General features: G+C 38.9%; 14 protein-coding genes. All 14 read right to left on the bottom strand.

Annotated features, from left to right (window positions below; translation table 11 throughout):
* Positions 1–198 precede the first annotated feature (198 nt).
* Positions 199–1,677, bottom strand: a complete 1,479-nt coding sequence (spoIVA, locus tag ACFW35_RS08265) for a stage IV sporulation protein A (protein ID WP_066290479.1) — start codon at positions 1,675–1,677, stop codon at positions 199–201.
* Positions 1,678–1,936: 259 nt separating this feature from the next.
* The gene (locus ACFW35_RS08260) at positions 1,937–2,647 is read right to left on the bottom strand and encodes a hypothetical protein (RefSeq protein ID WP_379844991.1); all 711 of its coding nucleotides are present in this window, start codon (positions 2,645–2,647) and stop codon (positions 1,937–1,939) included.
* 14 nt (positions 2,648–2,661) lie between these two features.
* Positions 2,662–2,862 (bottom strand): DUF2768 domain-containing protein, encoded by a 201-nt coding sequence (locus tag ACFW35_RS08255; RefSeq protein ID WP_379834484.1) that lies wholly within the window; start codon positions 2,860–2,862, stop codon positions 2,662–2,664.
* A 451-nt stretch (positions 2,863–3,313) separates the two neighbouring features.
* A complete protein-coding gene (locus ACFW35_RS08250; RefSeq protein WP_077364014.1) occupies positions 3,314–3,574 on the bottom strand; it encodes a stage VI sporulation protein F in 261 nt (86 codons plus the stop codon).
* A 111-nt stretch (positions 3,575–3,685) separates the two neighbouring features.
* Positions 3,686–4,711 (bottom strand): NAD(P)H-dependent glycerol-3-phosphate dehydrogenase, encoded by a 1,026-nt coding sequence (locus tag ACFW35_RS08245; protein ID WP_379844989.1) that lies wholly within the window; start codon positions 4,709–4,711, stop codon positions 3,686–3,688.
* Positions 4,712–4,731: 20 nt separating this feature from the next.
* Entirely contained in the window at positions 4,732–5,313 is a 582-nt protein-coding gene (gene plsY, locus ACFW35_RS08240) for a glycerol-3-phosphate 1-O-acyltransferase PlsY (protein WP_379834488.1), read from the bottom strand.
* A 9-nt stretch (positions 5,314–5,322) separates the two neighbouring features.
* Positions 5,323–6,636 (bottom strand): ribosome biogenesis GTPase Der, encoded by a 1,314-nt coding sequence (gene der, locus ACFW35_RS08235; RefSeq protein WP_066290493.1) that lies wholly within the window; start codon positions 6,634–6,636, stop codon positions 5,323–5,325.
* Between the two features lie 147 nt (positions 6,637–6,783).
* Positions 6,784–7,386 (bottom strand): YphA family membrane protein, encoded by a 603-nt coding sequence (locus ACFW35_RS08230; RefSeq protein ID WP_379844988.1) that lies wholly within the window; start codon positions 7,384–7,386, stop codon positions 6,784–6,786.
* A gap of 94 nt (positions 7,387–7,480) precedes the next feature.
* A complete protein-coding gene (gene rpsA / locus ACFW35_RS08225; RefSeq protein WP_379844986.1) occupies positions 7,481–8,620 on the bottom strand; it encodes a 30S ribosomal protein S1 in 1,140 nt (379 codons plus the stop codon).
* A gap of 81 nt (positions 8,621–8,701) precedes the next feature.
* Complete coding sequence (locus ACFW35_RS08220; protein ID WP_379844985.1) at positions 8,702–9,283, bottom strand: lysophospholipid acyltransferase family protein; 582 nt, start codon at positions 9,281–9,283, stop codon at positions 8,702–8,704.
* Between the two features lies 1 nt (position 9,284).
* Positions 9,285–9,959 carry a (d)CMP kinase gene (gene cmk / locus ACFW35_RS08215; RefSeq protein ID WP_379844983.1) on the bottom strand — a complete coding sequence of 225 codons (675 nt, stop codon included), beginning with the start codon at positions 9,957–9,959 and terminating at the stop codon, positions 9,285–9,287.
* A gap of 131 nt (positions 9,960–10,090) precedes the next feature.
* Complete coding sequence (locus ACFW35_RS08210) at positions 10,091–10,276, bottom strand: DUF5359 family protein (protein ID WP_379844982.1); 186 nt, start codon at positions 10,274–10,276, stop codon at positions 10,091–10,093.
* Between the two features lie 42 nt (positions 10,277–10,318).
* A complete protein-coding gene (locus tag ACFW35_RS08205) occupies positions 10,319–10,981 on the bottom strand; it encodes a flagellar brake protein (protein ID WP_379844980.1) in 663 nt (220 codons plus the stop codon).
* Between the two features lie 335 nt (positions 10,982–11,316).
* On the bottom strand, positions 11,317–12,666 hold the full coding sequence (gene ypeB, locus ACFW35_RS08200; protein ID WP_379844978.1) for a germination protein YpeB: 1,350 nt from the start codon (positions 12,664–12,666) through the stop codon (positions 11,317–11,319).
* Positions 12,667–12,682: the final 16 nt, after the last annotated feature.

Raw genomic sequence — 12,682 nt, 5'->3', positions numbered from 1 at the left:
TTGAAGTGCAAGGTGTTTGACTCCTGCAGGAGCAACGCGTCAGGCAAAACCTCTTAAATGCACGGTTTCAAGAAGGGCCATGCCTCACGCCGCGTAGAAAGCGAGCACCTGGAGCGGAGAACAAATACACTCAAAATGGCTAAAAGAACCCACAAAAGAACACCAAAAAAAAGACTCCTGGTTATAGGAGTCTCAAAGTTATAAAATAATGGCAATTAAACCGCCTGATCCCTCATTGATAATACGTTCAAGCGTCTCTTTTAATTTATATCTTGCATTTTCCGGCATTAATGAAATCTTTCCTTGTATTCCTTCTCTTACGATAGAGTTTAAGGAGCGTCCAAAGATATCAGAATTCCAGATTGACAGCGGATCTTCTTCAAAATCCTGCATTAAATATCTTAGCATTTCTTCACTTTGTTTTTCTGTTCCAATTATCGGTGCGAATTCGGATTCCACATCAACTTTAATCATATGGATCGAAGGTGCGATAGCCTTAAGTCTAACCCCGAATCTGGAGCCCTGACGGATAATTTCCGGCTCATCCAAGCTCATATCGGTGATAGCAGGAGCAGCAATTCCATATCCTGTTTGCTTCACCATTCTTAGCGCATCTGCCACTTGATCATACTCTGTCTTTGCATACGCAAATTCCTGCATAAGTTGAAGAAGATGATCTTTTCCTCGAATTTCGACCCCAACAACCTCTTTTAAGATCTGATCGTACAAGTAATCCGGTGCAAATAGATCGATCTCTGCAATCCCTTGCCCCATTTCAATTCCTGCGAGTCTTGCATCATCAATAAAGTCATAGTTTGCGAAGAAACCTACCACTTTATCAACATCGCGCAAACGCTTAATATCTTGAACTGTTTCTCTTACTGCTTCTTCATAGCTTTCTCGCAGCCAATGATTCTCTCTTAGCACCATAACCCAGCTTGGAAGATTTACATTTACTTCTAATACAGGGAACTCGTATAAAGCTTCACGAAGAACATTGTTAATATCGTGTTCCGTCATCCCCTCAACACTCATGGCAAGTACTGGAATGTCATACTTCTCACAAAGTTCATTACGAAGCTGCTGTGTATCCGGATGGTGCGGATGAGTTGAATTGATCAGCATAATGAACGGTTTTCCTACCTCTTTTAACTCATTAACAACACGTTCTTCTGATTCTACATAATCATATCTCGGAATTTCTCCGATTGAGCCATCCGTAGTTACGACAACCCCAAGTGTTGAATGTTCTTGAATAACTTTCCTTGTTCCGATTTCAGCAGCTTCATGAAACGGAATCGGCTCGTCATACCAAGGTGTATGAATCATTCTAGGACCATTTTCATCTTCGTACCCTTTTGCACTTGGAACAGCGTATCCAACACTGTCTACGAGACGGATATTTACATCAAGACCTTCCCCAACATTAATCTTTACCGCATTGTTTGGAACAAATTTGGGTTCAGTGGTCATAATGGTGCGTCCAGCTGCACTTTGCGGCAATTCATCCTGAGCTCGCTGACGTTCTGCTTCATTTTCAATGTTAGGCAGGACTACTAGCTCCATAAATTTCTTAATGAATGTAGACTTACCCGTTCTTACTGCTCCTACTACTCCTAAGTAGATATCTCCGCCCGTCCTTTCGGCGATATCTTTAAAAATATCGATTTTTTCCATTCGTTTCCCTCCCGATCCAAATAAAGTTCCGAATGCTAGTCTTGGACAATACATCGTATGATTTTGTCCTATTGATTATGACAAAGGAACGGAAATTTTTATTGGAACCTCTTTTCTCTGTTGTATAGTTCCATTAAAACGGGAGGGCGCACTACTGTGCCTACCGATGAAACTATAAAGCTTGTTTCGTTATAAGGATATCCAAAAAAAATCTCTCCGCCTTTTCTATGAATGTATTAGAAAAAGGGAGAGTTCATGCCTATTTTATTAAAAAAACAGGCTCTTTGTTTTCAACTTTATATGGAACTGAATAGACCGGTACAAAAAAGGAATGTTCTGCTAGCAGATGACGGATATCTTCGTGCTTGCTCAATTCATCTTTATAGCTCTCAACCGCAGGTTTTAAGTCTTTTCTATAATCTATAAAAATTTTCGCATCGCCGTTTACCATCATAGGCAGTTTCTTACCCGTAAAAGGACTGGTGATGAACGGATCTTTTTTAAATCCTAATTTTTTATAATCAAGGGTGTATCTTCCTTGTTCCTCAATCTTTTTAAAAGGGGGGTAACGGTGTTTATCCATATATATGTTTAAAGCAACCTGTACATCCTGAACTTTATCTGTTAAAACAAGATCTGCCAGTTTAACAGTTGGTTTTGTTTCGACGTCTATAAGTACATATTGGAATGTACCGCCTTTTTCATAAGAATTACCGGGCGGTTCCTGCATATATTTTGGAACGAGTTTATTAAAATCAATTAAATATTTTTGATAGATATCTGTGTCTGCTTCTTTTGTTTTAATAGGCAATACACCAGTATCTTTTTGAAAGTTGTCAACAGCTGTCTGTACAGCTGTGATCTGATCCTGATAAGGCATGCGGTTTTGCAGCTTTCGTTCTTCAGGATATAAACATCCTGAGAGAGTAACAAGGATAGTCAGTAAAGGAATCAGCCATTTTTTTTGCAAATTGATCTCCTCCTCTACCCTTGTACAGGTCCGCTAAAAACGACGATTATAATTAGTATTCCAGCCACTATCATACAGATCCAAGCGAAAAAAGAAACGACTCCCTGAATAACACCAGATAGTTTAGAACGGCTGAACATGATTGAAAAAACTGCAATAAACATTAGACCGATGGCTGATAATGCCACCCACATTTTCAATAAACCTTCACTCATATGTATCCTCCTTGTCCACAGCGTACATTATAGCATAATTTGATCTATTTCTTTAAACTTCATTTCGTATAGAAATAAAACTAGGCTTATCTCACCAATTGGTCAGTTCTCGTAACCCTTGCTTATAAAACAGCTTCAGCTAATAAAAGTGTTTTTTGCTGAAATACCCCTGCGGGTAGTTAAACAAGAATTCCCACGGCAATATGCAATAATCCCACGTTAGTTCATTTTTTTCTCACGTTAATTTAAATAATCACACGTTAATTAAAAAATAACCACGAGTTGACACACTCTGACAAATTCCGCGCATTAGATACCCCTCACCTCACGCTCGTAAGACAAAAAAATACCCGGCAGCCACCGGGTATTTGACTAAATACTCCCTTGTTTTTCGTTCAATAACTTATTATTCAGACGCAGAATAAACTGTTAACAGCTTTTATACAGCCGCCTATTTTCCGTCGAACATTTTAGATAGAGTTGCCAGATCTAGAGGGATGTTATTATTCAAAACTGCCTGAACGATCTGGTCTTCTTTCTGTTTCGTGACAGCTACCCCAGCCATAGAAGATACTTGGGAAATCAGCATTCGAATCGTGCGCTCATCACGTAAATTAGAACCGCTTACGGATTGTGCAAGTTTGAAAATATCGTCCTTTTTAACACTCGTTTTTTTCTCGATCTTGTCAAAAAATTGTTGTTCACGTTCCACTTGAAGTCCTCCTCCCACTTCCTTTTCATCCCTATCGTATGCAGTGTCACAAGAAGGGTGAAAAGAAAAAAGGCGATTGCCTAAATTTTTTTAGACACTCGCCTATTCGGATTAGCTTTTTAAGGATGAAACATCTTCAACTTCATGTGTGCGTGTGCGCTGCATCAGCTCATCTACGGCCTGCTTTGCGCCTTTATTGTTAAAAAGAACATCGTAAAGCACTTGTGTAATCGGCATTTCGACTTGCTCTCTCTTGCTTAATTCGAAAGCGGCTTGAGTTGTTCTTACCCCTTCAACGACCATTCCCATATTATCAAGAACATCGTCGAGTGCCATCCCTTTTCCAAGCATATTGCCTGCACGCCAGTTTCTGCTATGTACACTTGTACAAGTTACAATTAAATCGCCAATGCCCGTTAAACCTGAGAAAGTAAGAGGATTAGCTCCCATATGCGTTCCAAGCCGTGCAATTTCCGCAAGTCCTCTGGTGATCAATGCAGCTTTGGCGTTATCTCCGTAGCCTAATCCATCAGATAGACCTGCTCCTAAAGCGATGATATTCTTTAGCGCACCGCCAAGCTCAACACCAATTACATCAGGGTTCGTGTAAACACGGAAATTTTGGTTAATAAACAGATCTTGAACTTTTTCTGATGCTTCTATCTTTTCAGAAGATACAGTTACAGTCGTTGGCTGTCTTAAAGAAACTTCCTCCGCGTGGCTTGGGCCTGAAAGCACAACCACTGCTTCTAGAAGCGACGAAGGCAGCTCTTCTTCAATGATTTCTGAAATTCTTTTATATGTACCAGGTTCAATACCTTTGCTCGCGTGAACGATCGTAACTTTACGAGTTAGTGAATTCTTCAGCTGGCCGAGAACATCCCTCATCGCTTTTGTAGGAGTAACCAGAACGATGATATCTGCACCTTCTATACATTCTTCAAGCTTTACAGAAGCTTTTATACTATTAGGAAGCTCAATACCAGGCAAGTATTTTTCGTTGCGATGTTCTTCATTAATTTCGGATACTTGTTCTTCTCTGCGTCCCCATAAGCGGACATCGTGACCATTATCAGCTAACACGATAGCAAGAGCTGTCCCCCAGCTTCCAGCCCCTAACACAGCAACATTATCCATACATGTCACACTCCAAATTATTAAATTTTGCGTTCGGTTCCTTTTAGCAGCCTTTGTATATTTCCCCTATGACGCCAGACTGAAACAGCTGAGATACAGCCGCCCGTTAAAATCGCAGTAAATGGCAGGCTATAGTGATACAGCATAAAGAACGGTGTAAGGATTAAAAAAACGATCGATCCTAAAGAAACAAACCGGCTTATCCAAATCGTAAGAATAGCAATAACACCTGCTAATAGAGATGGGAAGAAAGATATAGCTGCAAAAACACCGATTGTTGTTGCAACTCCCTTTCCTCCCTTGAATCCAAAGAAGACTGGATAATTATGACCAATTACAGCTGCAAAACCGCACAGTATTGCGATATTTGGACTAAATCCTAGCCATAAAGGGACAAAAACAGATAATATCCCTTTCAAACTGTCTAATAGAAGGACAGCAATGGCAGGTCCCTTTCCAAGCACTCTTAATGTGTTGGTGGCACCTGCATTGCCGCTTCCATGGTTCCTGATATCTTCATTTTTTAACAGCTTTGTAAGCAAATAACTAAAGCTGATGGAACCTAAACAATAAGATAATAAGATGAGGAGGATCCACATCATACTTTTACCTTAATCATTTTTCTTTCTTGCAAAAATTTTGATTGGTGTACCTACAAATCCGAATGTTTCACGAATCCTGTTCTCTAAAAATCTCTTATAAGAGAAGTGGAAAAGCTCAGGATCATTAACGAAAATAACAAATGTAGGCGGTTTAGAAGCTACTTGAGTTGCATAGTTTATCTTTAATCGCTTTCCATTATCCATTGGTGCAGGATTCATCGCAACTGCATCCATGATAACCTCATTCAAAATATTCGTTTGAACTCTTAATGAATGGTTTTCGGCAACCTGATTAATCACCGGGAACAAATGATGAAGTCTCTGTTTCGTTAATGCAGATACGAAAACGATCGGTGCATATGATAAGTAGAGGAAATGATCACGAATCTTCTGCTCGAATTTTTGCATCGTTTTATCATCTTTTTCGATGGCATCCCATTTATTCACTACAATAACGACCGCTTTTCCTGCTTCATGAGCAAAGCCAGCGACTTTTTTATCCTGCTCGATGATACCTTCTTCTGCATCAATGACCATCAAGACGACATCTGAACGTTCAATTGCTTTCATAGCTCGCATAACGCTGTATTTCTCAGTAGTCTCGTACACTTTTCCGCGCTTCCGCATTCCAGCTGTATCTATAATTACATATTTTTGATCTTCCTTCTCAAAACTGGAATCAATTGCATCACGAGTTGTACCTGCAATGTTGCTTACTATAACGCGCTCTTTCCCTAAAATTGCGTTTACTAAAGAAGATTTACCCACATTCGGTCTGCCGATTAATGAGAAATAAATCGTATCATCGTCCTTTTCTTCTTCAACAGTTTCAGGAAAATGACTGACAACTTGATCCAGCAGATCTCCAAGTCCGATTCCATGAGTACCAGACACTCCGATTGGTTCACCCATTCCTAGACTATAAAATTCATATAACAATTCTTTTCTTTCCGGGTTATCAATTTTGTTCACACCTAAAACAACAGGCTTTTTTGAACGGAAAAGCATTTTTGCTACTTCTTCATCGGCTGCTGTAATTCCATTCATGCCATCTACTAAGAACAAGATAACGTCGGCTTCTTCAATAGCTAGTTCTGCTTGTTCCTTCATCTGGCTCATGAACGGTGCATCACTGATTTCAATTCCGCCTGTATCGATTAAGTTAAATTCGGTATTCAGCCATTCCGCTGAACTATAGATGCGGTCACGGGTAACACCTGGCATATCTTCTACAATAGATATGCGGTCTCCGGCAATTCTGTTAAATATAGTAGATTTCCCTACATTAGGTCTTCCTACTATGGCTAAAACTGGTTTAGTCATGTTGACACTTCCCTTTTTTTCCTGATCAAATCAATCATTTCTTTATGAATTCATCATTACTTTGTTAAGTTACAATAAAATTAGCCAAGTCCACTTATTTTAGCAAATTCTTGAGGTTTTAGACAACTTAATAATAATAGATTTCCATCATATCTGCTTTGCTGGATTAACCTTTTTATAAGAGACACGCCTTAATTTTTTGAACATATCTACCAATATTACCATACAAAACAGAATCATTGTAGATGAAGCCAGCAAATCCAATACAAACATCGAACCTATTTCTAAGTATCCGGTAAGCCTGAAGATCAATAACTGATATAATGTATCTCCAATAAAAATACCTATTAAGGGAATATAAAATAAATCAATATTTCTTTTTGAAATAAGAAACAGCACAGCTGAAAGAAAAATTATCAGCAAATACTTTTTATCGATAAACAGTTTAGCCGGATCATAAAGCGCAAAAATCTGAATCGTCACATAGCTTACAGCTATAATAAAACTTACAGCTAAATAATAGAGAAGCTCACCTGTACTGCGGATAACATGAACAAGTCCGATGATTAAAAAGTAGGCAAATGCTGCATTAACAGATCCCAATGAAAAGGGGATGTCATAACCAGACATTATTATTCCTGGAAGCAAAATGAAAATCACTGCATTTCTGAATGGGTTTCTTTCAATTAAAAAGGTTGTTACAACCCATCCGATCCACATGAACCAATAAAACAGTATGCCATCATTCATGAATTTCACCTCGATAGCATTATGCCACTTTCTTCACGTGCTTAATCGCTGCAAAAAAAAGCCCCCGATAATAATCGGGAGCTTTCAATAAAAATTACTTGTATCCTTTTAGCTGGTCGCCAATCATCTCAGCTAACGAAAATCCTTTTTCTTCTTTTGGAAGGTTTTGTTTAAGATTTTCTTTTTCTTTTTCATCTTGAACAGCTTTCATACTTAAGCTCATTCTTTTTTCTTTACTGTTTACATCAAGCACTTTTACAGATACTTGCTGTCCTTCTTTAACGACTTCACTTGGGTTGCCGATATGGCGGTTTGCCATCTCTGAAATGTGCACGAGTCCTTCAATCCCCGGTGCCACTTCAATAAATGCACCAAAAGCAACGATTCGTTTCACTGTACCTTCAATGACACTTCCAGGTGTAATAGAAGAACTAGCTTCTTCCCATGGTCCAGGCTGTGTTTCTTTAATTGAAAGTGAAATTCTGTCATTATCGCGGTCTACAGAAAGAACTTTTACTTTAACTGTTTGACCTTCGCTTAATACTTCAGATGGGTTATCTACACGATTATGAGAAAGCTGTGATACATGGACTAATCCATCGACTCCGCCAATATCAACAAAAGCACCAAAGTCCGTCAGACGCTGAACTTTACCTTCAATGATTTCTCCTGGAGCTAGGCGGTCTAAGATTTCTTGCTTTCTTCCCGCTTCTTCCTCTTCGGTTACAGCACGGTGTGATAATATGACACGCCCTTTTTCAGTATCAAGCTCCACAATTTTAACCGAAAGCTTTTTACCTTTATAATCTGAAAAGTCTTCTACAAAATGAGATTCAACCATTGAGGCAGGAATAAATGCGCGTACCCCTAAATCTACAACCAGTCCGCCTTTTACTACATCGTGAACTGTAACTTCAAACGTTTCTTTCGCATCGTATTTTTCTTGAAGCTCTGACCAGGATTTTTCACTGTCTACCGCTTTTTTAGATATAAGTAGCTTGTCCTCTGTATGAGAAAGCACTTTAACAGTGATTTGATCTCCTTCATTTAACACATCACTTACCTTTTCAATAAAAAGACTTGAAACCTCATTAATTGGCAAAAATGCGTCTTGTTTAGCGCTGATATCAACTAACGCGTGTTTGTCTTCTACTTTCAAAACCGTCCCTTTAACGATTTCGCCTGTTTCAGCTTGGGTAGCATTTGTTAAACTCGTGCTCATTTCCTCTGTCATGTTCGTGGCCTCCTCAAAAAATTAAAAAATAATTTATTGAACTTTCGCTTTGAAAGAACATTAACATTGTAAAGAACAAACTTATTCGTTATCTTTTTTCAACTGTGCGATATGTTTCATTATAAGCTCTGTAGCTTCTTTAGCGGAAGCTTTTTGCTCGCGTAAATGTGAAAAGTCTATCGGCTTGCCGAAGATAATCTTTAAGCTTTTACCCTTTTTATACTGACCCACTATTGCACAAGGGACGATATGTGCTTGGGATTTAAGCGCAAAGAATCCTGCACCTGCCAAACCTTCACCGATCTCACCTGTTTTGCTTCTGGTCCCTTCAGGAAAGAGGCCTACTACCTTTCCTTCTTTTAAAAGGTTCATGCCTGTTTTTAAAGCCGTCTTATCGCTCATTCCCCTTTTTACAGGAAATGCATTAATTTTAGGCAAAATATGTTTTAATACTGGCACCGAAAAAAGTTCTGCTTTCGCCATGAAGTGAACATCCCTTGGTGAAGCAACTCCAACAAGTGGAGGGTCATAGTTGTGAATATGATTTGTACAGAGCAAAACCCCGCCAGTATCCGGCATATTTTCTGCCCCGATTATTTCAGGTTTAAAAGAACTCTTAAAATAAGTACCGCAAAGCCATTTTCCGAAAGAATAAAGCTTCATATTAACGTGCCCTTTCCTCAGCAAAATTAAGAATGCTTGTGACTACTTCTTCGATGCTCATGCTCGTTGTATCTAGTTCAATAGCATCTTCTGCTTTTCTTAATGGAGCAGCTTCTCTTTCGCTGTCTCTTTTGTCCCGAAGTGAAATTTCACTTTTTAACATTTCAAAATCTGCCGGGAACCCTTTTGCAAGATTCTCTTCATATCTTCTGCGGGCGCGTTCATCTACTGAGGCGATCAAGAAGATTTTCAGTTCAGCATTAGGCATCACATGTGTACCGATATCACGGCCATCCATGACTACTCCGCCTGATTCAGCAAGCTGCTGCTGTCTTTTCACCATTTTAATGCGTACTTCTTTTTGCCGGGCAACAAAAGATACATTATTTGTTACTTCTGCTGACCTGATTGCTTCTGATACATCCTTTCCATCAAGATATACAGCTTGACCTGCTTCTGTCTTCACCAATTCGATCTGTGTTGTCTGAAGAACTGATTCAAGAGCGATCCCATCATTTAAATCCGCCCCTAAGGAAAGAGCTTTATAAGTTAATGCCCTGTACATGGCACCAGTGTCAATATAAATAAAAGAAAGGCGCTCAGCTACTTGCTTTGCTACCGTGCTTTTTCCTGCCCCTGCAGGGCCATCAATGGCAATCGATAATAATTTTTTCATGTTTCCTCCTACCCCATACCTATGACAATGCATACATAGCAATAAAAGCAGGTAAACTTCCCCCTGCTTTTTTCTGTACATAATCTGAAAATGACAGATTAATTCTATATCTATCTTATCACAATTCTTGCTTAACGGTCTATTGTTTCCAAAGCAGGTTCTCTTTCACCTTTTATGACACCTTCATAATAAATGCTTTTATTCGTGTACATTTTGAACGAGGGAATCTCTAAGAAAACTTGTGCGATCAATAATAAAATAAAATGAGCGATAGCAAGCTGAATTAATAACCTGTCTAACCTTTTAATCTTAGCCACCTTCTTTTCGGGAGTAGTATTCCCCGAAAAAAGATAACTATTCTAAATGGTTGTTTCCTTTTTTTTCATTAAAAGCTGCTGTTCAAAACAGAATCTTATAATATGCTGTCTTGATTTTTGATCAATCGATTCGAACTGGAGCGGTGCCCTCTGTCTATACTTCGCATGTCCATCTAAGATCCTCAAAACTTTACATCGAAGATCCAGGTAAATTTTCTCACCTGATTGCATAGGAAGAACAGTTAAACATTCCAGCATATCCCCTTTTGACACATTATGTTTTACCGGCAGAGATAAAAGCATTCCCCCGGCACTCAGGTCAAGCACGACAGAATTAAATGGTGGGTAAGAATCATCCAAATTTCTCACCGCTGTATCCAATAATGTTTCAACCCGGACGAATTCTCTTCGCTGAATCTTATGTATCTCTTCCTCTTTTGGAGAGGCAATTATCAATACGGGTATCTTCTCAATCTTCCTGCCCAGCAGTTCTGTGCGAAATGTAAAAACATTCTTTTCCTTGTCCACAAATGATGCTTTAAACTGCGTCCCATCAAAAAAATATTCTGTACGATTTGTTATTTCATTGCTTGGATAATCGATATAAATCCGATCATCTTTCACTTCACAAATCTTGCACCTATATTTATCCTTTTTATCTGAAAATAACGGTTGCAAATATAAAAGTTCCCCTACAGCAATCATAAAATCTTCCCCCAAAATTGCTTTTCTATAGCCTTACCTTATTATGACAGTTATTAAAAAAAAGAAAAAGCAAAATTTCAAAAATCGAAATTTTGCTTTTTTTATTTGGCTCATTTCTGAAGAATTGTTGCGTTTGTCGTTTTTATGAAAATTCTTCATTGACAAGTTGATTGGAGCGCAAGGTGCGAGACTCCTGCGGGACAAGCGGGACAGGTGAGACACAGCAGGTGCAAAGCACCAAGGTGGCTCACCGCACGCCCCGCGGAAAGCGAGCATCCTGGAGTGGAAATCAACCGCTTTTAAAAGCAACAAAGTTTGCAAAAACAGCCTTTTATTTAAATCTCATTATAAGAAGGTTCTGCTTCTTTCAGTTTTTTAACTTCTTCTTCATTTCCATTCTCTGCATTGATGAACACTTGATATGTTTCATTTCCAAGTACCCCAAGGAATTCATAGCAGAAAACCTCTTCATTTATATCATTTCTAATCAATGCCTTACTTACTTCTTTTACTTCAAACTTCGGATTCAGATTTGTTCTTGCTTCTTTCTCCGTAATTTTGAATTCTGGAATTCGTCTATCCTGATGCGCCAGCAGGAAGTCAGTACCCTCATAACCCATAATATCTCCGTTATCGAGGGCGACTTTTACTGTAACCACTTCTGGATAGATTCGCACATCATCTTCTAGCCTTGCATAGGTGAAAACAGCAATATTGTCATATTGATCACTTGATACCATTTCCATCTTGCTCTCCATATGCTTTTTCAAGAAGTCTTCAGCCTGTAACATGGCATCATTCAGTGAGATTTTCGGCTTGCCTACACTGCGGTCATAGAGCACATAAAGCGGGTAACCGCCTTTCTGTGTAATGTCCAGATAAGTTGTACCTTTAGTATCTGGGTTGTAAAGAGTTAGTGAATAGGCATGGTATTTCGCATCTTTACCTGATTTTTCAACTGTTATCTTTACATTTTTCTTAAGATCGAAAAACTCGATAGCAATCTTTTTAGCTTCTGCTTTCGTAATCTTTTTTCCTTTTAACTGGCTTAGATCACGATTTTTCATCTTCATCATGTTGGATACTTCAGGACCAAAATTCACATCTGAATATCCTTCAACATTCTTATCTACGGTTTTAAAACCATCGATTATCGTATTATCTTCCTGCGTCTTATTTGTTGCCAACGCCATCTCTACATCCATCCAGCGGAGATTGTTCTTTTGAGCCAATGATTCTGTTTTGCGGAGCTCATTCTGTATTTCTGTTGCGTTGGCGTACAAGTCCTTCAAAGTCTTATATTCTTTATCAGATAATGGATTTTTATCTAGATCTCGAACTGCCGCTCTGTAACTGAATTCTCCCATTTTCGCTAAGAATTCTTCTGTTTTATTGAAAGGAAGCAGCGCTAATGGGAGCTGTCCTACATCATTATGAGCTTCAGATGTTAATCTCCAAACTTGAGCTAATGCAGGTGAAAGCTGGTTTCTGGAGTTCATAGCCAGCGTTTCTCCAATCTTGTCATGAAGTGAATCAACATGGAAATTCAGATCATGGAAAGCCCGCTGATAGTTATTTTCTGCCTGCAGAAGAACAGCATTCTTTTCTTGGTGCTCTGTATAGCCCCAATATCCTGTCCCTGCTACAGCAACGAACAACAGTGCAATAAGGATTGTGCGTATCATTATATGTTCACCCCTT

The sequence above is a fragment of the Fictibacillus sp. NPDC058756 genome (assembly GCF_042746035.1).
Taxonomy (GTDB): Bacteria; Bacillota; Bacilli; order Bacillales; family Fictibacillaceae; genus Fictibacillus.
The sequence above is the reverse complement of the archived record's forward strand: the minus strand, read 5'-3'. Positions and strand labels throughout refer to the sequence as shown.